We start from the raw sequence: 22822 nt of genomic DNA, 5'->3' as shown, positions 1-22822 counted from the left end.
AGCTCTGTTTTGGAATATTGATTTGATTGCTCAATCAATTGATTTCCAAATTCACCCTACGTAATGCAAAATGGTAGTCGGTTTCGTTCATTTTAACTTACTGTGCCCAATATATGTTCATCTGCCGCTGTAAGATGAAAAAATCGCGTAACAATGCATCTGGTGCTTATCACTGCCCGGTAACGCTCCTTGTAACGTTATAAATTCGCCTTAACTGTACCCAATATGTGTTCATCTGCGACCTTAAGATGAAAAAATCGCGTTACAGGGTGTCTGGCGCTTATCTCGATCCGGTAAAGTGCAGAAATCCACCATCCCAAGCACGGTTAAGAGTGAAGTTTTGTGAGTAAAAGCATCTTTGAGGGAATACAATGGCTGGAAACGAGGCAAATGGTCTTGGAATGTTGTATAAACGCAGAAATTATCTCGTAGCCGCGGAACCGCATACCCATCCCTAAGCGCGCGGTGAATGTATGGAATCGCACCCGGAGACCTTCAAAGGTCAGTCCGGACTAGGACGGCGTAACTTAAAGCAAGCTTTTATAATACAAAACGGTAGCATCCAATCGCCCGCTCGCGGATTTCGCATAATCGGGGATACGGCCGGCCTGTACATAACCTAACGATTGATACAGCAGATTGGAGGGATCGCCTTCTCTCGTATCCAGCACCAGCAAAGAACGTCCCTCTTGCTTCGCATGCGCTTCTGCAGCCTCCATCAGGGCACGGCCGACACCTTGTCTGCGATAGTCAGAGTGCGTCATTAATTTGGCAATTTCCGCCCGGTGATCTCCGTTGCGCTTCATGCAAAGATGCAATTGTACGCTGCCGACAAGCTTGTCGTCGATCAGAGCAGCATACAAGACGACCTCGGGAGCCGGAACGCCTTGCCAGTATATCTGAGCTTCGTGACGCTCCAATGGCGGGAGGAAACCGATGGAGGCTCCATCCTCAACGACCAGCATAATCAATTCCGTAAGCTCATCGAAGCATTCATCTACCGATTCCAGCCGTTTGATATCTATATTGGGCATAGCTAATCGCTCCTCACCTTAGTAAATAATTCTAATTGTAATATACCTAGCTGCTACAGTAAACCGGATGGGAAGTAAAGGAGGAGTACCACTCTTTCGCTCAAGTATGTATCCGATGTCGCAATTTCTTACTCCGGACTGTCGCTAATTTGCAATTTCAAGCAGGGTAGCTTCGTGGTACTATGTTAGCAAGATACGAATTATACAAGGAGGATTTATGTATGTCTGCTAAGCTGAAAGTAGGAATTATCGGTTGTGGGGGGATTGCGAACGGAAAGCATCTGCCGAGCTTGGCTAAGCTGGAGCAGGTCGATATTGTCGCTTTTTGTGACATTATTATTGGACGTGCGGAGGAAGCCGCCGGAAAGTATGGGGCTGAAGGAGCAAAGGTGTACGAGGACTATCGCGAGCTGCTTCAGGATGCTTCGATTGATGTCATTCATGTATGTACGCCAAACGATTCCCACGCCGAAATCTCCATTGCTGCAATGGAGGCCGGCAAGCACGTGATGTGCGAGAAGCCGATGGCCAAAACCGCTGCAGACGCCCGCCGTATGGTAGAGGCTGCGAAGCGGACAGGCAAGAAGCTGACGGTCGGCTACAACAACCGTTTCCGTGCGGACAGCTTGTACCTCAAGCGGCTTTGCGAGGATGGGGAGCTTGGAGATATTTATTACGGCAAGGCTCATGCGATTCGCCGTCGCGCCGTACCGACTTGGGGCGTATTCCTTGACGAAGAGAAGCAAGGCGGAGGCCCGTTGATCGACATCGGTACGCACGCGCTTGATTTGACCCTTTGGGTGATGAACAATTATGAGCCGAAGGTAGTTCTCGGAACGAAGTTCCATAAGCTGTCCGGTAAAGAAAACGCTGCCAATGCTTGGGGCCCATGGGATCCTGCCAAGTTCACCGTGGAGGATTCGGCGATGGGCATGATCGTGATGAAGAACGGTGCGACGATTGTTCTGGAATCCAGCTGGGCCTTGAATACTTTGGATGTGAAGGAAGCGAAGGTTACGCTGTGCGGCACGGAGGCCGGAGCGGACATGGAGGACGGACTGCGGTTAAACGGAGAGAAACACAGCCGCCTCTATACGAACAAGATTCAGCTCGAATCCGGCGGCGTGGACTTTTATGCGGGCAAGAAGGAAAGTCCTCAGGATACGGAAATGCGGATGTGGATCGATGCGGTGATTCACGATAAACAGCCGGTAGTCACGCCGGAGCAAGCTTGCGTCGTTTCGGAAATTTTGGAAGCGATCTATGAATCCGCTCAAACGGGCAAGGCTGTCTATTTCGAATAACCAAGTGGGACCGATTGGAGGAAATCGACGTGATTAAAGTAGCCAGCTTGAGCTTCTGGCATGTGCATGCAAGGGATTATGCAAAACAAGCGACAGAACATCCGGATACGGAGATCGTCGCCGTCTGGGATGAAATCCCGGAGAGAGGGCGGAAGGAAGCGGAGGAGCGGGGCGTTCGTTTCTATGAGAATCTGGAGGAGCTGCTGGCTCAGCCGGATATCGCCGGGGTCATCGTAGATACGCCGACAAATATGCACCGGGATGTCATGGTAGCGGCAGCGCAGGCCGGTAAGCATATTTTTACGGAAAAGGTAATTGCCCCTACGCTCAAGGAGTGCGACGAAATCTTGGCTGCTGTGGAAGCGGCGGGCGTGAAGCTGACGGTTTCGCTTCCCAGGCTGAATGAAGGCTATACGCTGGCTGTTCAGGAAATTCTGGAGCAAGGGCTGCTGGGCGAGCTGACACTTGTTCGCACCCGTCTCTCGCACAATGGAGCGGTTCCGTCCGAACGCGGTGAGCTGGGCTGGCTCCCGTCTCACTTTTATAGTCTGGAGCAATGCGGCGGAGGTGCCTTGATCGATCTGGGCTGCCATCCGATGTATCTGGCCAATCTGTTCCTTGGTGAGCCCGAGAGCGTGACCGCAAGCTTCGGTTACGTCACGGGAAAGGAAGTCGAGGACAACGCGGTGGCGGTTCTGCGCTACCCGAATGGGGCACTTGCCATCGTGGAGGCAGGCTTCGTGAATCGATTCTCACCCTTCGTGATTGAAATTCACGGTACGGAAGGCAGCCTGCTGTACTCGACTCATGACGACAAGCTGCTGGTGCGCAGCTCGAAGCTTGGGGCGGAAGCGGCGAAGGAATGGCAGGTCCAGAAGAAGCCGGAGGCAAGAAAGTCCGCCTTCCATCAGTGGGTTTCCCATATCCAGAACGGAACTACGGCGGAGGAGAATATTCGCTTGGCCCGTGATCTTACACGGCTGATGGAAGCCTCCAATCTATCGGCTCGATCCGGAGCAGCTTTCAAGCTGTCTGATTTGCAGCCATGAATACGTTGACCCGGGGCGGCGTCAAGCCGCCATATCCTTATGAGCTGATGCTTAGCAATCCTTTCGCGTTAGACCGGCTGGACGTGCAATTCCGGTGGGGGAGATACGGGATTCGTATGATTAAGTTCCATCATACCAGCTTCGCCCCGGGTAAAATTGTTGCGTTTCACAAACATTCAGATTACGAGCTGCATTTCATTCCCCGCGGAAAAGGCAAGGTTATTCTGGGAGATGAGCCCTTTCAGCTTCATGAGGGGCATATGTATTTAACGGGTCCGGGTCTGATGCATTATCAGGAGGCCGATGTTTTCGAGGTGATGGATGAGCTTTGCCTGCATCTGGATATTAAGCGGATCGACGATGCGCCGGAGCTGGAGGAGGCCGAGGATTGGGGGGAGAGATGGGAGATAGCCGAAGCGGATGCCTGCATCCGCCAGCTGGAGCAGCTTCCGTCAAAACCTGCCGTCGACCAGTACCGGGCGATGGAATGTTTCCTGACCGCCTATCGTGCCTGGCACGAGAACCAGCCTGGGCTGTACACGGTGATTAAGCAATCGATCATCCAGATTTTGCTGCGAACGACTAGGGCGTACGCCTCCGTGCCTCAGCCGGATTTGCCGTCGCGGGATATGAAGCACTACCGTTATCAGCTTGCCGTGCAGTTCATCAAGGACAATTACATGGCGCCGTTGACCTTAGAGGTCGTTGCCGAAAGGGTGCAGATTAGCGCGCGGCAGCTTCAGCGCATTTTTCGCGAGCAAACGGGAGGCACCTTCAGTGAGTATATCGAGCAGATCAGACTGACGCATATTTGCGAGGAGCTGGCGACGACCGACAGCACGATCGATCATATTGCCTTCCAGAATGGATTTTCCAGTCCAAACTATCTGCATTACGTGTTCAAAAAGAAGCTTGGCACTACACCTATGCAATATCGGCTGCAGCACCGCAAATCCGCGGAGCTGTAATAACGAAGCATCCCGGAGGTTTAACCTCTGCGGTGCTTTTTTGTTATGAAAAACATTCCAGACCTTATTAATTCGACAACATATGACAAAATCATACAAGGGTGATATGATATTGATTACAATATAGAACTTGAAGCTCTTGGAGGTACATCATGAGATTTATACATATCACACAGTATGACGAGCAGCTAATGATGCTGGCTAAGCCGGTGTATGACCGGTTTCGGCGGATTCTTCTCAGTGCGAACAGCCGGATTAATCCGAAGTACCTGGACAAGCTGAAGGAGATTGGGATCCATAGTCTTATCGTCGAGGACGCCATTTCCAAAGGAATCACGATGGAGGAGCTTGTGGATATGCCGACATGGATGGATGTCATCCAGACGCTGAATGAGACCTACGACGCCGTTCAGACGAAAAAGCCGTTTCCCCTGAAAAACGTTCAGGCCGCTATTGGCAAGCTTATCCTGGAAACACGGCAAAGAAGCCTGGTTCTTCCGATTCCGGCCAGCTCGGTAGCGACGGAGCTTAAGCCCTACGCACATTCCGTGAATGTTGCGATACTGGCGCTGCAGGTGGCCAAAGGATTGAATTATAACGATATGATGCTAAGGGATTTGGCGTTAGGCTGCCTGCTGCATGATATCGGCAAGGCCGTTACCGCCGATAGCAAAAAACATCCGGAGGAGGGATTTGAGGTCATCCGCAGGGTGAGAGAGGCGAGCCTTCTGTCTGCTCACATTGCGTTTCAGCATCATGAGAGGGTGGACGGAACCGGTTATCCTCGCGGAATTGCAGGCAAGGATTTTCACGAGTATGCTCAGATCTGCGGCATGTGCAATAGGTATGAGAATATGACCTCAGCCGAAGGGATCCCGTCTCATGATGCGATAGAACGTTTAATGGCGTTAAGCGGAAGCGCGTATGACGTTCACTTGCTGCATGCTTTCGTTACGTCCGTTCCTTCGTATCCGCCAGGCAGCAAGGTATTGCTGAACAACGGCAAGTACGCCATTGTGACCAAAATCGTCAGTCACATGCAGCGTCCCATGGTCCGTTATCTGGAAACGGAGGAGGAGCTATTGCTCGCCGACCACCCGACCGTAATGGTTACCCAAACGATATAACGACAACAGATCTCTCCTCGGAGGGATCTTTTTTGTTGTTACCTGTTGACTTGGATTCGTAATGACTGTTATTATAATGAACTATAATCGTAAAAATTACTATTAATTAATGGAGGGCTAAGGAATGACCGAAACAAATGCAAGTAGGAAAATACCGGTTACTGTGCTAAGCGGATACTTGGGTGCAGGGAAGACGACGGTGCTGAACCAGATTCTAACGAATAAACAAGGCTTGAGGGTAGCTGTCATCGTGAATGATTTGGGAGAGGTGAATGTGGATGCCGATTTGATCAAAGAAGGAGGAGGTCTCTCGCAAACGGAAGAGAAGCTGGTGGAGATGTCTAACGGCTGTATTTGCTGCACGCTTCGAGAGGACCTGCTGCGGGAGGTGGAGCGGCTTGCGAGGGACGGCAGATTCGATTATATCTTGATCGAATCTACAGGTGTAGGCGAGCCGATCCCTGTAGCGCAAACCTTCTCCTATATCGATGAGGAGCACGGCATCGACCTCACGCGGTTTTGCCGCTTGGATACCATGGTGACGGTGGTGGATGCATACCGCTTTTGGCATGACTACTCCAGCGGCGAATCGCTGCTGGATCGTCAGCAGGCGGTAGGCGAGGACGATACTCGCGACGTGGTCGATCTGCTGCTTAGCCAAATCGAATTTTGCGATGTGCTGCTTCTGAACAAGTGCGATCTCGTCGAGGAAGAGGAGCTTGCTGAACTGGAGCAGGTACTGCGGAAGCTTCAACCGCGGGCAGTGATTTTCCGCACAACGCGGGGCATGGTCGATCCGAAGCATCTGCTGAATACGGGACGGTTCGACTTCGACGAAGCCAGCACATCCGCCGGATGGATGAAGGAACTCGAGCAGGGCCATCATACCCCGGAGACAGAGGAATATGGAATTTCTTCCTTTGTTTATGAGCGGAGGAGACCGTTTCACACGGAGCGGTTGACCGAATGGATGACCGATTGGCCGGAGGAGGTCGTTCGGGCGAAGGGGATGGTATGGCTCGCGTCAAGAAATGACATGGCCCAGAGCTTAAGCCAGGCAGGTCCATCCATTCAATTCGGGCCCGCCGGAATGTGGGTTTCCGCACTTCCTTCAGAAGAACGCGAGGCGCTGCTGGCGGAGGAGCCGGAGCTTTTGCAGGCTTGGGACCCCGTGTACGGGGATAGAATCACGCGTTTTGTGCTGATCGGTATTCATATGAACAAGACGGTGATCACGGAGAAGTTGGATCAATGCCTGCTGACGGACGAGGAGATGCGCTCGGATTGGAGCCAAATTCACGACGGGCTGCCGAACGCATCCTCGGAGCAGCTGGAGCAGATTCTGGCTGCGGCTGCCGGACCGTCAGGAGAGGAGGTTTAGCTATGCGAGTTATCGTTACGCTGGCATGCACGGAAACAGGCGACCGGAACTATACGACTACCAAGAATAAGAAGAACCATCCAGGCCGCCTGGAGCTCAAGAAATACTGTCCGCGGTTGAAAAGAGTGACACTGCACCGGGAAACCCGGTAATCATGCTTTGCGAATTACACTTTATTTCCTATCATGATACCAGCCAATACTCGGCGATCCTATGCTATAATACTAGAAAAACGAGTAAGGCGTTGATAAAGTCGATGGATCAAGAAAAGAAGGTATTGCTGGTAGACGGTATGGCGTTGTTATTCAGAGGGTTTTATGCCAACTCCTATGGAGGGTACATAAGAAAAACGAAAGCGGGATTGCCGACGAATGCGGTGTTCGGGTTTTTGAAATATTTTATGGATGCGATTAAGCAGTTTCAGCCGACGCATGTGGTTTGCTGTTGGGATATGGGCAGCAGCACGTTCCGCACGGAAAAATTCAGCGACTACAAGGGGAACCGTCCCGAGGCTCCGCTCGAGATGATCCCTCAGTTCGATCTGGTGAAGGAAGTCGTGGCCAGCTTTGGCGTGCCGAATGTAGGGATCCAAGGCTTCGAGGCCGACGATTGCATCGGCACACTGGCGCGCCACTACAGCAGTGATGCGGACGTATATGTGCTCACCGGCGACCACGATATGCTTCAATTGGTGACGGAGAAGACTAAGGTTATTATTATGAAAAAGGGCGCTTCCAATTACGCGGTCTATGACCCTGACGCTTTGCTTGAAGAGAAGCAGCTGACACCGGCGCAGTTTATTGATCTGAAGGGACTGATCGGGGATACAAGCGATAATTATCCGGGTGTCAAGGGGATCGGCGAGAAGACGGCCGTCAAGCTGCTGCTTGAGTATGAGTCCATCGACGGGATTATAGCCAATCTTGCCTCGCTACCGAAGGGTGTGAAAAGTAAGATCGAGGCGGATCTGGAGATGCTGCATTTGTGTCGCGAGCTGGCTACGATCTGCTGCGACGCTCCGGTCGCATGCTCCTTGGAGGAAGGCGTGTGGAGTCCGGACAGCCGAACGGTACAAGCCAAGTTTGAGGAGCTGGAATTCAACTCGCTCACGAAGGAAATCGGCCGTATCGGGGCGGTTTCTTAAGAAAAAAAGAGGCGTTGTCCGCGCTTGTTGCGGGATACGCCTCTTTTTTTCATGGACATTACGTGGATTGGGTTGGCTGAGAAACGCTGCTGCTGCTGCCGACCAAACGCTGAACGGGGAACACACGCCGTAAGGAAATGACAATGACCGTAGCTGCCAAGGCTTTTATGGCATCACCAGGCAGGTAAGGATAACACCCGGCTACCATCGCCTTGTCAAACGGAAGCTTGGCCACGTGCGCAAGCCATGGAACTCCGGATACATACAGCAGCAGGGAACCGAACACTTCCATGACAAGGAAGATCAACAGAAATTCGACAACCCCCTTCTGCTTCAGCTTCTGCACGATCCAACCGATTAAGAGAGCGGCAATCGGCCACATCCAGACGTAGCCCGCCGTCGGTCCCAGCAGTACGGAAATGCCGCCTTTGCCCCCGAGCAAGGGAAAACCGAGCGCCGTTAAGGCAACGACGATAAATAAGCTGAAAAAGCCATAAGCGGCGCCTAACAGGCCGCCTGCCAGCATGACGGCTAATGTTTGAAGGGTGATAGGTACCGGGGTAAAGCCGAGCGGGATGCTCACAAATCCGAACACAACGACCAGTGCGGCGAACAAGCTGCTGAAGGCAACTCCGCGCAGTGTCAATCCTCTCATTGTCTCTCTCTCCTATTGATGATATAGTAGTATTACTTGATTGTTAACCTAAAAACAAATATTACTGGTTAACAATTGGCATTATAGCATGGTCTCTCAGAAAATGGTAGAGAGGGGACGAATTTTATTTCGTATGGCTATGATCTTCGAAAATGTACATATGATCTATGAAAGCGGATTGTCGGGGCACGTTTATGCGCTTCGCGGTGTGACCGCGTTTTTCCCTGCCGGCTCCTGGACGGCGGTTGTCGGCTCGAACGGCAGCGGCAAAAGCACGATGGCGAAAGCCGCAGCAGGCTTAGGTACGGTCAGCAGCGGAAGGATCATGAAAGAGGACGGAGTCCTCACTTATATCGTTTTGCAAAATCCGGACAGCCAGTTGATCGGAGAAACGGTGCTGGAGGAGGTCAGCTTATGCCTCGCCGCAGATGGCTCTATTGCAGGGAAAGTACAGCTGGTCCGGGAGCTGCTGGAACAGGTGGGCCTGCATGTGCCGCTGGATACCCTAGTCACTACCTTATCCGGCGGGCAAAAGCAGCTGTTGAATTTGGCCTCCTGTCTTGCGGCGGGAGCCAATTTCATCATTCTGGATGAAATTACGTCAATGCTGGACCCGGCGTCGAGGGCGCTGGTGCTGGAAGCCGTTCAGCGGATTCACCGCTCGGGAACGGCGATCCTTTGGATCACCCACCGGCCGGAGGAGCTTGGCTTCGCGGACCGGGTGCTTGCGATGGAGGCTGGACAAGTTGTCTACGACGGAGAGAGCCGTCATTTCTTCTATCCTCAGGACGGGGAAGAAGGAAGTCCGTGCGAGCGGCTTGGGATGGAGCTGCCTTACACGGTCCGGGTAGTCAGACAGCTCGAGCGCAAGGGCTATTCTATCCCTGAGCGGCCCGTTCATGCCCGCGAGCTGAAGGAGGTCGTGCGCGCACTATGCCTATCGTAATGAAAGACGTCACGGTTAGAGCGGAGGGGAAAGCAGGGCGGACGCTCCTGCATCCGGTAAGCAGCGAAATTGCGGAGCGTTCGTTGACGCTGCTCATCGGTCGTACGGGCTCGGGGAAATCGACATTGTTGAAGGCGTTGGCCGGACTTACGCCCATCGCCTCCGGTACGGTTCACTACAATGGCACCTCCTTATGGCGCGAAGGAAAGCCCGTGCGCGAGGCGCTGCTGCTTAGCGGCATGGCCTTTCAGTTTCCCGAGCAGCAGCTGTTTGCTCAGACGATTCAGGGGGAGTTCGATTATTCCCTTCGTCCGTATAGGCTTGGCAAGCCGGAGCGGGAGGAGCGTATCGACAAGGCGATGTCCTCAATGAAGCTGCCGCGGGAGCTGTTGGAGGTGTCACCCCTGACGCTTAGCGGCGGGCAGAAACGGCGTGTGGCGCTGGCTTCTCTATCCGCTACACAGCGGCCGTGGCTCTTCCTCGATGAGCCGTCTGCCTGCCTAGACGCGGCCTCCTCCGCTCGGCTGAAGGAGCAGCTGCTTGAGTGGAAGCGAAGCTCCGGTGTGGTGATGGCAACGCATGATTGGGAGGCGTTCCTGGAGGTGGCGGATCGCGTCTTGATCCTGAACGAAGGCCGCCTTGTGGCGGATATGACGCCGGAGGAGCTTCGGTGGCATCCGGAGCTGCTGGAGCAGGCCGGAGTCGGGCTGCCGGGCGCTGCCGAGCTGGCAAGAGAGCTTCGCAGCGCCGGGCTGGACGTGCCGCTGCAGATGCTGGAGCCGGAGAAGATGGCGGAGCAGCTGGCGCTGGCGATGGACAGACGCCCTTTCGAGGCTGGGCCTCAAGAGGCGGCGGCAGCGTTGTCGCCGGTTAGCGAGCGGGTCGAAGTGACGCCGGTGAATCCGCTTGAGCAGTCCGGTACTGCAACCGGGCGCAAGCTCGTCTACCTGTTGGATGCGCGGGTGAAGTGGCTGGTGTATACGCTGCTCTCCGCCGGCTTTGTGCTTCAGACGGAGCGGGTCGGCACTGTCTTATCGCTGCTGCTTGCTTTCGGTGCGGTGCTGCTGCTGGACCGGGAGCATGCCGGCAGAGTGCTGAGGCTGTGCAAGCCGCTGCTCTTTTTTATGGCCTTCGCCTCGAGCTTTGCCGGACTTCGGATTCAAACCGATCAAGGCTTCCCTTTATTCTTTGCCTGGGAAGGAGCCGCGGGCAGCTTCGCCCATCTGCTGCCTTTCTTCTCGGTGACACTGCTGGGGATTGTGTTCACCTTATCGACCAGTCCGGCCGAGATGAAGCAGGGGCTTCAGAAAGCGTTGTCCGTCTTCGACCGGATCGGCTGGTCTACCTCGATGCTGGCGCTGGCCGCCTCGCTCGTCCTGCGATTTATCCCGCTCATTCTGGAAGAAACCCGGCGCTTTGCGCTGATCGCGCAAGCCCGGGGCAAGAGGGCCGCCCGCCGCGGCCAGATTGCCGTCAGGGATATCCCTGTTTTCGTGATCCCGCTGCTCATATCGCTGTTTCAGACGGTGGAGGATTTGATCATGGCGATGGAGATTAAGGGCTATATCCACCGCAAGGGGCTGTCCCTGTCCGATCTTCAGGAGCGAAATCGTACGGCGGACGCGACTGCCGCAGGCGGGGGCTTGGTGTTATTTTGCATCCTGTTGGGGGTGAGACTATGGAGCGTATGACGGTTCGTTTGCGGGGCCATCATCTGCTCTGCTTGCTGGGGTACCGGGGCATGGGCTATTCCAAGGCCTATACGGACAATATGACGGCGGTATACGTACAGCTTCGGGAAAACCCTTTGACTTCTGTGACGATTGTGGAGGGTGTGGACGATTTATGCTCGTGCTTTCCGTCCGATCAGGAATACCACTGCGATCGAGAAGGGGTATTTCGGCATGACCGTCTCGTGCTGGATCACCTGGGGCTGGCCTTCGGGGATACGCTGCCTTGGGAACAGCTGCTCGAACGGATCCGCCGATTGGTGGCACCGGAGAGGATAGGGGAATGGTGTGCCAGCTGCCGCTGGAGAAGCTACGGCGTATGTGAGGCGGGCTTGGCCCGGCTCGCTGCGGGAGGCGAAGGCTTGCCTGCTTTGCCTACATTGACTTCATCGCCCCAAAAAGAATCCAAGCAAACCTAAACGGAATCGCTTCTGTTTATAGCGAATTTGCGATATACTGTGGGTGGCAATGGACTACTTGTACGCGAAAGGAAGGTAGGTAGGAGCTATGAGCAACATTAACGTATGGGAAAACGCCGAGCCTGGCGTGAAGCGCAAAATTTTTGAGCCGGGCAAAGGGATTATGATGATGGAAGTGCATTTTGAGGAAGGTGCGGAGGGGTATCTTCACAGCCATCCTCATGAGCAGCTGTCCTACTGCCTGAAGGGTAAGCTCGAATTTTCCATCGACGGCGAAAAAAAGGTGATCACAGCAGGGGAGACGATTTATATCCCCAGCGGAGCGAAGCACGGCTGCCGCGCGCTTGAGCCAAGCGCATTGCTGGACTCCTTTACCCCGGTCCGGGAAGATTTAGTAAAACGATAACCATGTCAAAAGGTCGTACCTCCAAATGATGTTATTTGGGGTACGGCCTTTTTGTTTCCGTTCGATCGATTAAGGCTCGTATTTGCTAAGGGCAATCACGGCATTGTGTCCTCCGAAGCCGAAGCCGTTGGATAGCGCCACTCGGATGTCCTTAGCGCGAGCTACGTTTGGAACGTAATCCAGATCGCAGGTTGGGTCAGGGCTTTCATAATTGATCGTTGGAGGTAGAAGGCCTTCCTGCAGCGCCCGAACGGTCGCAATGGCTTCTACGCCGCCTGCGGCCCCGAACAAGTGGCCTGTTACGGATTTAGTCGAGCTGACGGCCAGCTGATACGCATGCTCCCCGAAAAGCCGCCGGATGGCTGCCGTTTCCGCCTGGTCTCCCAGCGGCGTCCCGGTAGCGTGAGCATTGATATAATCGACCTGCCCGGGGGATAAGCCCGCGTCCCGCAGCGCTTCCGCCATAGCGCGGTAGGCGCCGGAGCCCTCCGGATCGGGAGCGGTCATATGATAGGCGTCCGCCGAAAGACCGTATCCGATGATCTCCGCCAAGATCGGGGCACCTCGGCGCAATGCGCCGTTTAGCTCCTCCAGCAGCAGCACGCCGGCTCCCTCCGACATGACGAAGCCGTCCCGCTGTAGATCGAACGGCCGGCTGGCGCGCTCAGGCGCATCGCTCTGGGTGGACATGGCCTTCATATTGGAGAATCCGGCGAAGGAAAGCTCGCAGATCGGAGCCTCGGTGCCGCCGGCGAGCATAGCATCCGCACGTCCGCTGCGGATGAGGTGAAAGGCGTCGCCGATCGCGTTGTTGCCGGTAGCGCAGGCGGTAGCCGGCGAGCTGTTCGGCCCTTGCGCCCCGAAACGGATGGATACTTGCCCGGAGGCCATGTTCGGAATCATCATCGGCACCATGAACGGGCTGACTCGCCGGGCTCCGCGGTCCAAGAGCTGCCTGTGATTGTCCAGCAGCGTGGAGATGCCGCCGAAGCCGGAGCCTATATACACGCCGGTTCTCTCGGCATTGCTTTCCGTGATCCGATAACCGGACTGCTGCAGCGCCTGGGTTGATGCGGCAATGGCAAATTGAAGAAAGCGGTCATACAGCCGAAGCTCCTTCGGTTCCAGGTAGAGCTCGGGCTGAAAGCCGTACGCTTCCCCTGCAATCCGGGTGGCAAACGGAGCAGTATCGAACCCGGAGACAGGGCGGATGCCGGAGCGGCCTTCGATCAGGTGTGTCCAGAAGTCCTGAACGGTAGAACCGACAGGGGAGACGACGCCCATGCCGGTAATGACGACACGGCGGGACATTGCGGAGGAATCGTTTGGCGAAGGCATAATAGACATAACGGGTGCACCTCTTTTTCTGAAATGAAAGGCGGTTGATATGAGACCGAATGGTCTGTTTTTTCGGTAAAAGGAAGCCCCTGCAAGAGGGGATTAATCGGTTTAATTTATGATGGGACACATGCGGAATGCAGCACGCCGGTTATATGCTGAGCCGCGATCCGAAGATGGTGATCGTTCCCGTGCAAGCGGCTCATCATGAGGGCTCCTTCCATGGTGGCTACGATGACGGAGGCCAAGGCCCCGGCGTCAAGCTCCGGCTTCAATTCGCCGGATGCGATCCCGTCTTGGAGCGTACGCTGCACCATACCGACCATGCGATCCATCGCTTGTTTGGCCAGCTCCCGCAGCTCGGGCGAAGTATCGTCCGCTTCTACCGCCGCGTTCATGACCGGACAGCCTCCGGGAATCGGCACACCGAGGAGCAGCTCCTGGCTTACCTGCATAAAACGCAGAACCTTCTCGGTGACGGTTCCTTCCGCGCTCAAGGCTTCCTTGAGTCGATGACCGAGCAGCTGAACGGCGTAGCTGAGCGCTTCCCGGGCCAAGTCTTCCTTGCTCTCGAAGTGGTTGTAAATGCCCCCCTTCTTTAATCCCGTAGCTTCCATAATTTCCGATACGGGAGCATGAAGATAGCCCTTGCGGTTCAGGAGCTCCGCCGATTGAGCAATGATCCGCAGCTTGGTGTTTTCCCCTTTACGCATAAATCTAATCCTTTCGGCATTATAAGACCGATCGGTCTTAATTGTAAGATAACGAATGAGCAGCCCCTTTGTCAAGTTTTATATATGGTTAGGGCCGCACCCATTTTGCTCCTTGCCACGTATGGATGTAATACCAAGTCTCTCCGTGTGGAGACGTCCACTCCCGGGAAGCGGTCACCGTTTGCGGGCTGAGCAGCAGCTCGGTGCTCCCCTCGAAGAAAGGCTTGCTCAGGATGACAGACGTTTCCGTCAGGTGAAGCTCCGCCTGGGATTGCTTTACGCCAAGCTTGACGTCGTTGTCCCATTCACCCGTGATGCGGGAGGCCGCTTCCATGGACGGATTGACCCAGCTTCCTTTCTCACCCGTCAGCACGAATAACCACCCCCCTTCTCTGGAACCAACCGCCTGCAGCTGACGCGGAACCTGTTCTTCAGTCGCTGAATCGGAGCTAAAGGGACTCTTGTAGAACTGGAAGGGGACTGGTATGTTTATTGATTGCTCAACCGCCTGAGCCCGTTCGTATCCAAGCCCATATTCGCTTCCGAGATGGATCCAACGGAGCCCTCTAGGCGTTTCCACCTGATACCACACGCTTGGTGGCACCATTCGCGCCTGTTGGATGTATTTGCTCACCGGCTTCACCACCTGCGGTTGGAAGCGAGGCTCGTCGGCTATCGGCTTATCGAAGGGGTGAAGGAACACCTCGCTGGGCTCGGCCACCGCGATCATTCCTTCTACAGCTGAGCCGACGTATTTTTCCGCATAATGACCCGGACGGATCCACTGATCGCCGAGCCAGGATGTCCGGATCAGGAACCATCGGTCATTCGAATAGCAAGGGGTGTAAGGGTCGCAAACCGGTATGGAGGCGATCGCTTGCACCCTTTGGGGAGCCAGTGTATATGGCGAAGGCTGAGATTGGATGTTCGCGTACAGCTCCGTCTGCTCCTGCAATAACGTAAGCTGCTGCTCCCGCTGTTCCAGCTTGCCGAATTTGTACGAGCCTTCGTCCATATTCAGCCAGGCGGTGCCGAGCCATGTCTCTACGGCTATCTTCCTTTGGCTTGCGACGCCGAGCAGGCTCTGCTCCTCTACGTCGGCCAAAAGGACGGACTGCAGCGGGGTAAGAGCGCCGATTGCCTCGGCCGGCTTGGTTTCCTTGCTGGGATACAGCGTAAACTCGCTGAGCAGGGTGACATAAGGCACATGGACGGACTCCCCCGGCAGGGGCTCGCTTTCCGCATGAACGGGCAGCCGGGGAACCAGCAGCAGTGCCGCAGCCAGCAGTATTTGTATGCTTTTCTTCATAGCTTCACACTCCTTGCTTCGATAGACGCCGATGGGCGGCAAGAAGTTACGGCGATAACGCAAACTTAATCTAACGGTCAACAGGCAGCTCCGGCAGCAACAAGAAAAAGCCGCAGAGCAGCTGCCTTTGCGACTTTTTGCGTTACCTTTATCGGTGTTTCTGGCGGTGTCCACTTAAATATCCGTGAAATTCACCGGTCCGACGATTTGCCCGAGAAACTCCCTCAGCTCGTTCGCTTCCTCTTCGTTCAGCTTGTACACGTGCTCGAGGTAACCCTCTTCCTCGAGGTCATCCGGTCCGATCACCGCCGTGCGGCCAAGCTGCATATCCGTCACCAGCTTCTTTCCGTAGAAGCGATTCGTCGTGGTAATGGCAAGATCGAATCGGCGCATCGTTTCTCCGACAAAACACACAAAACGCGTCTTCGTCTCCTCTACGCCATCGTATAAATAATCAAATTCCGTTGCGGACATGCCGGCTACGCCTCCTTCATCTGCCCTCATTATACTCGAAACGCTCTCCTTCGGCAAAAACAGGACCCGGCGGCGGTACTTCAGATCGTCTGGTTTTCCCAAATGGGATTTCGTTTTCAATTTACTAGAAACATGGTACAATCATATGAAGCAAATTGAAGTAGCATAGAAGCTTGGGAGGGTTATACGGTAATGGCTAACGGTAAAATGAGAAGCGACATGATCAAAAAAGGCTTTGACCGCGCGCCGCACCGCAGCTTGCTGCGTGCCGCAGGGGTAAAGGAAGAGGACTTCGGCAAGCCGTTTATTGCGGTTTGTAACTCTTATATCGACATTGTTCCAGGTCACGTGCACCTTCAAGAATTCGGCAAAATCGTCAAAGAAGCGATTCGCGAAGCGGGCGGCGTACCTTTTGAATTTAATACGATCGGTGTGGATGACGGCATCGCGATGGGTCATATCGGTATGCGTTATTCTTTGCCGAGCCGCGAGATTATTGCGGACGCTTTGGAAACCGTCGTTTCCGCCCACTGGTTCGACGGTATGGTTTGTATCCCGAACTGTGACAAAATCACACCGGGCATGATGATGGGCGCACTCCGCGTCAACATTCCGACGGTATTCGTCAGCGGCGGCCCGATGAAGGCCGGTAAAACGTCCGACGGCCGTTCCATCTCCCTGTCCTCCGTATTTGAAGGCGTGGGCGCTTATCAGGCCGGCAAGATTGACGAGAAGGGCCTGCAAGAGCTTGAGCAGTACGGCTGTCCGACCTGCGGCTCCTGCTCCGGTATGTTCACGGCGAACTCCATGAACTGCTTGGCTGAGGTGCTCGGTTTGGCGCTTCCAGGCAACGGTACGATCCTGGCTGTTGCTCCTGAACGCAAAGATTTCGTTCGCCAGTCCGCAAAGCAGCTGATGGAGCTGATCAAGCTCGATCTGAAGCCGCGCGATATCGTGACAATGGAAACGATCGACAACGCGTTCGCGCTGGATATGGCGATGGGCGGCTCCACGAACACCGTGCTTCACACGCTGGCTCTGGCCAAGGAAGCGGGCTTCGATTATCCGATCGAACGCATCAACGAAGTGGCTGAGCGCGTGCCGTATTTGGCCAAGATTGCCCCGGCATCCGAGCATCACATTGAGGATGTGCACAACGCAGGCGGCGTAAGTGCGATCATCAATGAGCTGCTGAAGAAACCGGGCGCCCTTGACGGTGACCGCATTACCGTAACCGGCAAAACGCTCCGCGAGAATGTGGCCGGCTGCGAGATTTTGAATAAGGAAGTCATTCGTCCGATCGACGACCCGCACTCCGCACGCGGCGGCTTGGCCGCATTGTTCGGTAACCTGGCGCCGGAAGGCTCCATCATCAAGGTTGGTGCGGTGGACAAGTCCGTCGGCGGCTATCACAAGGGCCCTGCAATCTGCTTCGATTCCCAAGAGGATGCACTGGCGGGAATTGCGAACGGCAAGGTGAAGGAAGGCCATGTCGTGGTCATTCGTTACGAAGGACCGAAGGGCGGACCGGGTATGCCGGAAATGCTCGCGCCTACATCACAGATCGTAGGTATGGGTCTTGGCGCGAAGGTCGGCTTGATTACCGACGGCCGTTTCTCCGGCGCATCCCGCGGCATCAGCATCGGGCATATCTCTCCGGAGGCGGCTGAAGGCGGTCCGATCGCATTCGTTGAGGATGGAGACGAGATCGAGCTGGATCTGGAGAACCGCAAGATTCAACTGCTGATCAGCGACGAAGAGATGGAGCGCCGCAAGGCCAACTGGAAGGGCTTCGAGCCGAAGGTGAAGACCGGTTATTTGGCCCGTTACTCGAAGCTTGTAACGAATGCAAGCAACGGCGGGGTTCTGAAAATCTAATCCCTTATAATTGAAACCAAGCTTGGAGCTTAAGGTGCTCGCACCTTGAGCTCCAAGCTTTTTTTAAAATGACGGCTTCGTTAGGGGACAGCTCTCAAACGAGCCGGCCGACGGATCGTACAGTGCCAGCTTCCGAAGAAAGTAGCACGATTCCGGAAAGTGGTGCTCGAGAAAACGCAGCGTTGTCCGGCTTAGTACGGTCGTCCCTCGATACCGGCGGACCACCTCCACTACGAAGGCATAAAATTGCTGTACCGTCTCTCTGACCTCTTTGGCAAATTGCTGCTGATCGGGGAAGCCCGGTGCGATGAACCGGAGGTAGCCCGTGAGGGCCCGATTTTTCGTCATATGTACTTGAAACAGCTGAGAGAATCCGGAGGCCTTCTCCGTAAGCAGAAGCTCCACCGGGTCCAGCACATTCCGAAGCAGCACGGCATGCCCCAATTGGTCTTCCAGCCACATATCCATGAGCGCTGCCAACGGAAGCTCCGGAAACTCCATGCCCTGCATGTAAAAGCTTAGGATACGTAAATATTCCTCATTTTCCAGCAATGTTCCATTAAAGTAGGTGGGGGTTAAATTGATGTTGATCCGGTTTAAAATGCGCCTGCTCTGCAGCGAGCCCTCGAACCGAAAATAACCGTTCGCTACAGGATATGCTTGCCTGCTGAATTGGATCATGTCCGCATGTGCAGCCGGAAGTCCGGGAGGGATTGCCGCCAGCTGCCTTCTCAATGCCCCGAACGCCTGTATGTACAAAGCGGCTTGCTGAATATCCGCCGTTTCCTGCGGCGCCAGATGGTCATGCGCGAAATGTGCGTGATCCTCCAAAATCTCCAGCCAAAAGGCATGCTCCTCGCGGGGAAGTAATGCCCGATTCATAAGCAACCGTCCTCCTTTTTTAGTACTACTACAGTACATATGTTCAACTTTCAATTTATTGCTAACGGCGGTGGGGTAAACCTAAAATTTCTTTAACAATTCTTTTGTAAAATAATGACGAGTCTATGGTAAGGTATAGGTACAAATACCTATGTGATTGATTGTGGAACTATTTGGACATCACAAGAAATACTTAAATAAGATATATTGATGGATAGGGATCAATAGGATTGATATACGGAAAATACAAGGTGATGTTATGACTTACCAACAAGCATTGAAACGCCCCGTTGTTTGTATACTGAATGACAAAGCTCATAAAATAACGTTTCCTCCTGATTTTGATTGTCAAGTCGTTACAATAATTTCCGATGAAAGTCGGGAATTGTTAGATAGAATTGACCTCATGAATCCGGATTGTACGGTAATGCTTATAGATCCACAGGAACCTGGCGTTTCATTAACAGACTGGGTGGAATTGAGACAATATTGTGAAGTGAGGCATATCCCTGTTGTTGTTATCGTTCATGAAAATGACCAGGAAACGATAACAGAAGTTATGGCTGATGCTGCCTTCTACCTCCCATTACAAATAGACAAGCTGCTCCCCCATATCCAGCGCTTACTAAAAAGAAGACAAAGAATACTTGATCAGATTCTTATTGATCCGTTAACCGGCGCGTTTAATTATCGATATCTGAGGGCTGAGGTCGATAAGCAGCTTACCGATATGAAACGATCTCACGAAACATTCTCTATGGTATATATGGAGCTGGACGCAGTTGGCACGATAGACTATGAGGGCCACCGGGTCTTAAGACAGAAACTTGTTGAATTCATTCAGAAAAGTATTCGTCCTACAGATTGTGTGGCGCATTATTCGAACCACGGTTTTATTCTGGTACTTCCCAAAACGGCCAAAGAGGATGCAATGAAATTAATGAATCGGTTGACCAAAAAATTTGCTGAACAACCGATACAAATAACTAGTGGGATTCATTTTGCAACTTTTTCCTGTAAAATAGTGGAATTTGTGGATGCAGACAAATCATCAGAAGATTGCTTGAAGGTTATGCCTTTTACTGACTCTACTCTTGTTCGATCGAGTCTTGTAATGGACGGCACGCTAGCCGGGAAGGATACTTCCGCACGAAAGCTGAAGTTAGCTATTATTGATGATGACCGGCTAATAAGGGAGATGCTCAGGCATCAGCTTTCCGATATTGGTGATCGTATATTCGATGTTGAGATTAAGGTGTTCGCTGACGGCGAGGAGTTTTTCAACGATCCGTGGCATCGGCAAAATGAACGTTTTCTTTTGATTGTTGACCGAATTTTGCCCAAGATGGACGGTCTTGAGATTTTAAGTAGAATACGTGCGGGTTACGACAGAAGAAGGTACTTGATCTTGATGCTCAGCAGTAAGGGGAAAGAGGCTGATATTACACTAGCCATTCAAAGAGGTGCTAACGACTATATGACGAAGCCCTTCAGCTTAAATGAGCTTCGTGCCAGGATCACAAGATTAATCGGTGGTTTCCGATGACGAATATTCTTTTTGTACTGCTGCTTACCGCAGCCTCCCTTGTTTTATTAGTAACGATTTATATCTATTTATTTTGGAAAAAGATTCATAATCAATTGCGATCCCGTAAGAAAGCAATGTGGGTGCATCAAAATTCTCACGATATCGATAATTGTTTAACCACCGGAAGAGGCTCTCACTTGGTTATAGTTACGGAGGAGTACCAATTTGAGGCGCTCGAGGATAAGCTAAGCGAGTTCCTCAGTAATTTCAAGCTTGAAAAAGACTTTAATCCGCTTCAAGATTTTGTTGATCGGCACTTGGTTCCGAGATATAAAAAACAGCTGCGGCATAGGCGCTGGAGCACACGAATGAATGCATTGTATTTTATCGATTTGTTCCAAATAAAGGCGATGCAGGATGAACTGATCGGACATTTATCAAGTAAGCTGTGTTCTCCAGAAGAAAGATATCAAATCTATCTTATGCTTGCTTCCTTTGAATACCCGAAATTATTGGAGCTCTTACAAAAGTCCAAAGAGATTCCATCCTTCTTGTTAACCGAAATTATGAGCCGTGTAGTCCATCAAGGGAATGTAGATCAGTATGTGAAGCATTTCTTCCAATTGGAAGATTCATGGAGGGAGGCTATGCTGGACGTTGTCCGTGATAAAAACTTACGGTCGGAGGAACTTCAAGTTCTGCTGGAGCAATTAATCGAATCCCCTCACAGCGAGCTTAGAGTTAGAGGCCTAAAAACCATTGCATCTCTAGGATACATTACTTCCATCGATCCGATTATCATCAGAATGGAAAGTATGATCGAAAGCGGACAGTGGGATCATCCCCGGGAAACAGGGGAGAAGCTAATGCTTGCCAGACTTATGGGAAGTATCCGTCATGAGAGGTTCATGCCCTTCCTTCTGCGTCTTGTAGGAGATAAAGTCTACAGTGTCCGGTCGGAGGCGGCCAAATCCATTCGGAAATATAAAGATGGAATCAGTATTTTGGAGACAATTACTTTCACCCACGCGGACCCGTTCGCAAGAAGCATATCCCAGGAATGGATGGAGAGGAGTATGGACTATGAGTGAGATTCTGAATGTTCTTCGGCATCCATTCCTCTTGTTCAATCAGATCATCTTTATTTATTTTATCGCTATTTGCGTTATTTATATGATATTGTTTGCTATGTCATTTGTCCGGTTGAAAAAGGAGAGGGGTCTTCATCAGGTAGAGCCATATAAAAGAATGAGGGATTCCTCTTTTACTCCGCCGCTGTCTATCATCGTGCCAGCCTATAATGAGGAAGCCGGGGTGATCGGCACCATATTATCACTGGTTACCGGCAATGGAAGATTGGATTATCCGCAATACGAGATCATCGTTGTTAATGACGGCTCCACCGACCAAACCCTGCAAAAAGTTATCGAACGGTTCCATATGGTGCCTATCAAGAATAAAGTGTTTCAAAAACGCAACGGTATCGAGACTAAGCCGATTCGGAATGTATACCATTCGGAGATTCATCCATATTTGTTTCTTATTGATAAAGAAAACGGGGGAAAAGCGGATGCTTTGAATTCGGGTATTAACTTGTCCAAATACCCTTATTTTGCTTCAATTGATGGAGATACTGTTCTAGACCCTGATTCGTTTCTAAAAATTATGAAGCCTATCGTAGAGAACACGGATGAAGAAATATTGGCGACAGGCGGAAATGTACTTATTGCCAACGGAAGCAAGGTCATTCAGGGACAAATGAAAGAAATGAGGCTTTCTCATAATCCACTTGTCATTATGCAAAGCATCGAATACATGCGCGCGTTCTTGATGGGGCGTATCGGCTTAAGCCGGGAGAATCTGCTGCTCATCATTTCCGGCGCGTTTGGAGTGTTTAAAACCTCCAGAGTGATTCAAGCGGGCGGATATAAGGCGGATACCGTCGGTGAGGATATGGAGCTGGTCGTGAGGCTTCACCGGATGAACATAGAACAGAAATGGGGGGCGAAAATTGAATATGTGGCTGACCCCGTTTGTTATACGGAAGCACCGGAAACATTGAAATATTTGCGGAGACAACGGTATCGCTGGCATCGAGGCCTGTTTGAGAGCTTATGGACGCATCGGAAAATGCTATTCAACCGGAAGTATGGCAGTATCGGCTTTGTAGCCATGCCGTTCTTTTTTCTTGTTGAATTTCTCGGGCCATTCATTGAGTTTATCGGATATCTGACCCTCGTTTTAGATCTTCTCTTAGACAGAGTCTATATTCAATTTTCCTTGATGCTCTTTGCACTCATGGTTGTATACGGATCCTTTTTATCTATGGGCGCCGTGCTTTTGGAGGAATGGCGGCTCGGCAAATACAAGAAGTTATCCGAGATGAATTTATTGTTTTTTTATGCTCTTTCGGAGGCGTTTTGGTATCGTCCGATGCTTACGTTCTGGAGAGCCGGGGCTACGGTTTCCGCCTTACTGGGTCGGACGCAGGGCTGGGGTGAAATGAAGCGCAAAGGAATTTCAGCCTAGAAGGAGGA

22 protein-coding genes are annotated in these 22822 nt (G+C 52.5%); 15 read left to right on the top strand and 7 right to left on the bottom strand.

The window, feature by feature from the left end; translation table 11 throughout:
• Nucleotides 1–527 precede the first annotated feature (527 nt).
• Nucleotides 528–1034: a GNAT family N-acetyltransferase gene (locus tag RAC89_RS06740; RefSeq protein WP_306612591.1), complete on the bottom strand. Its 507-nt coding sequence runs from the start codon at nt 1032–1034 to the stop codon at nt 528–530.
• Nucleotides 1035–1255: 221 nt separating this feature from the next.
• Here RAC89_RS06740 and RAC89_RS06735 point away from each other — a divergent pair, with 221 nt between their 5' ends.
• The 7 genes from RAC89_RS06735 (at nt 1256) to RAC89_RS06705 (ending at nt 8007) form a co-directional block, all read left to right on the top strand.
• On the top strand, nt 1256–2338 hold the full coding sequence (locus tag RAC89_RS06735) for a Gfo/Idh/MocA family protein (RefSeq protein WP_306612590.1): 1083 nt from the start codon (nt 1256–1258) through the stop codon (nt 2336–2338).
• 29 nt (nt 2339–2367) lie between these two features.
• The gene (locus RAC89_RS06730; RefSeq protein ID WP_306612589.1) at nt 2368–3387 is read left to right on the top strand and encodes a Gfo/Idh/MocA family protein; all 1020 of its coding nucleotides are present in this window, start codon (nt 2368–2370) and stop codon (nt 3385–3387) included.
• Nucleotides 3384–4355: an AraC family transcriptional regulator gene (locus tag RAC89_RS06725; protein WP_306612587.1), complete on the top strand. Its 972-nt coding sequence runs from the start codon at nt 3384–3386 to the stop codon at nt 4353–4355. The genes RAC89_RS06730 and RAC89_RS06725 overlap by 4 nt, the downstream gene beginning before the upstream one ends.
• Nucleotides 4356–4507: 152 nt before the next feature.
• On the top strand, nt 4508–5482 hold the full coding sequence (locus tag RAC89_RS06720) for an HD-GYP domain-containing protein (protein ID WP_306612585.1): 975 nt from the start codon (nt 4508–4510) through the stop codon (nt 5480–5482).
• A 124-nt stretch (nt 5483–5606) separates the two neighbouring features.
• Complete coding sequence (locus RAC89_RS06715) at nt 5607–6863, top strand: GTP-binding protein (RefSeq protein ID WP_306612584.1); 1257 nt, start codon at nt 5607–5609, stop codon at nt 6861–6863.
• A gap of 2 nt (nt 6864–6865) precedes the next feature.
• A complete protein-coding gene (gene rpmG / locus RAC89_RS06710) occupies nt 6866–7015 on the top strand; it encodes a 50S ribosomal protein L33 (protein ID WP_306612583.1) in 150 nt (49 codons plus the stop codon).
• Nucleotides 7016–7119: 104 nt separating this feature from the next.
• Complete coding sequence (locus RAC89_RS06705) at nt 7120–8007, top strand: 5'-3' exonuclease (RefSeq protein WP_306612581.1); 888 nt, start codon at nt 7120–7122, stop codon at nt 8005–8007.
• A gap of 58 nt (nt 8008–8065) precedes the next feature.
• Here RAC89_RS06705 and RAC89_RS06700 read toward each other — a convergent pair whose 3' ends face one another.
• The gene (locus RAC89_RS06700; protein WP_306612580.1) at nt 8066–8662 is read right to left on the bottom strand and encodes a biotin transporter BioY; all 597 of its coding nucleotides are present in this window, start codon (nt 8660–8662) and stop codon (nt 8066–8068) included.
• Between the two features lie 139 nt (nt 8663–8801).
• Here RAC89_RS06700 and RAC89_RS06695 point away from each other — a divergent pair, with 139 nt between their 5' ends.
• The 4 genes from RAC89_RS06695 (at nt 8802) to RAC89_RS06680 (ending at nt 12163) form a co-directional block, all read left to right on the top strand.
• Nucleotides 8802–9608, top strand: coding sequence for an ATP-binding cassette domain-containing protein (locus RAC89_RS06695; RefSeq protein ID WP_306612579.1), 807 nt, complete (start codon nt 8802–8804; stop codon nt 9606–9608).
• Entirely contained in the window at nt 9596–11299 is a 1704-nt protein-coding gene (locus tag RAC89_RS06690; protein WP_306612578.1) for an ATP-binding cassette domain-containing protein, read from the top strand. The genes RAC89_RS06695 and RAC89_RS06690 overlap by 13 nt, the downstream gene beginning before the upstream one ends.
• Nucleotides 11287–11757, top strand: coding sequence for a DUF1284 domain-containing protein (locus RAC89_RS06685; RefSeq protein WP_306612576.1), 471 nt, complete (start codon nt 11287–11289; stop codon nt 11755–11757). Before RAC89_RS06690 ends, RAC89_RS06685 begins: the two co-directional genes overlap by 13 nt.
• Before the next feature lie 88 nt (nt 11758–11845).
• Nucleotides 11846–12163 (top strand): cupin domain-containing protein, encoded by a 318-nt coding sequence (locus RAC89_RS06680; RefSeq protein ID WP_306612575.1) that lies wholly within the window; start codon nt 11846–11848, stop codon nt 12161–12163.
• Nucleotides 12164–12232: 69 nt separating this feature from the next.
• Here RAC89_RS06680 and fabF read toward each other — a convergent pair whose 3' ends face one another.
• The 4 genes from fabF to RAC89_RS06660 all read right to left on the bottom strand — a co-directional run bounded on the left by fabF (nt 12233) and on the right by RAC89_RS06660 (nt 16027).
• Nucleotides 12233–13474, bottom strand: coding sequence for a beta-ketoacyl-ACP synthase II (fabF, locus tag RAC89_RS06675; protein WP_306616059.1), 1242 nt, complete (start codon nt 13472–13474; stop codon nt 12233–12235).
• A gap of 143 nt (nt 13475–13617) precedes the next feature.
• A complete protein-coding gene (locus tag RAC89_RS06670) occupies nt 13618–14214 on the bottom strand; it encodes a TetR/AcrR family transcriptional regulator (protein ID WP_306612574.1) in 597 nt (198 codons plus the stop codon).
• An 88-nt stretch (nt 14215–14302) separates the two neighbouring features.
• Nucleotides 14303–15523: a hypothetical protein gene (locus RAC89_RS06665; RefSeq protein WP_306612573.1), complete on the bottom strand. Its 1221-nt coding sequence runs from the start codon at nt 15521–15523 to the stop codon at nt 14303–14305.
• 174 nt (nt 15524–15697) lie between these two features.
• Complete coding sequence (locus tag RAC89_RS06660) at nt 15698–16027, bottom strand: DUF3055 domain-containing protein (RefSeq protein WP_372516671.1); 330 nt, start codon at nt 16025–16027, stop codon at nt 15698–15700.
• Between the two features lie 162 nt (nt 16028–16189).
• Between RAC89_RS06660 and ilvD the strand changes: the two genes are divergently transcribed.
• Nucleotides 16190–17875 carry a dihydroxy-acid dehydratase gene (gene ilvD / locus RAC89_RS06655; RefSeq protein WP_284641348.1) on the top strand — a complete coding sequence of 562 codons (1686 nt, stop codon included), beginning with the start codon at nt 16190–16192 and terminating at the stop codon, nt 17873–17875.
• 63 nt (nt 17876–17938) lie between these two features.
• Here the strand turns inward: ilvD and RAC89_RS06650 are convergent, their stop codons facing one another.
• The gene (locus RAC89_RS06650) at nt 17939–18757 is read right to left on the bottom strand and encodes a DUF2935 domain-containing protein (RefSeq protein WP_306612572.1); all 819 of its coding nucleotides are present in this window, start codon (nt 18755–18757) and stop codon (nt 17939–17941) included.
• Between the two features lie 259 nt (nt 18758–19016).
• On the opposite strand from RAC89_RS06650, the gene RAC89_RS06645 reads away from it, so the two are divergent.
• Genes RAC89_RS06645 through RAC89_RS06635 form a run of 3 tightly spaced genes read left to right on the top strand, consistent with a single transcriptional unit; the run spans nt 19017 to nt 22814 of the window.
• Nucleotides 19017–20303: a response regulator gene (locus RAC89_RS06645; protein WP_306612570.1), complete on the top strand. Its 1287-nt coding sequence runs from the start codon at nt 19017–19019 to the stop codon at nt 20301–20303.
• The gene (locus RAC89_RS06640) at nt 20300–21376 is read left to right on the top strand and encodes a HEAT repeat domain-containing protein (RefSeq protein ID WP_306612569.1); all 1077 of its coding nucleotides are present in this window, start codon (nt 20300–20302) and stop codon (nt 21374–21376) included. The genes RAC89_RS06645 and RAC89_RS06640 overlap by 4 nt, the downstream gene beginning before the upstream one ends.
• A complete protein-coding gene (locus tag RAC89_RS06635) occupies nt 21369–22814 on the top strand; it encodes a glycosyltransferase family 2 protein (protein WP_306612567.1) in 1446 nt (481 codons plus the stop codon). The genes RAC89_RS06640 and RAC89_RS06635 overlap by 8 nt, the downstream gene beginning before the upstream one ends.
• The last annotated feature ends 8 nt before the right edge of the window (nt 22815–22822 follow it).

The organism is Paenibacillus sp. GD4 (assembly GCF_030846225.1).
Taxonomy (GTDB): Bacteria; Bacillota; Bacilli; order Paenibacillales; family NBRC-103111; genus Paenibacillus_G; species Paenibacillus_G silviterrae.
Note: the sequence above shows the minus strand (reverse complement) of the source record. Positions and strands in the feature narration are given on the sequence as shown.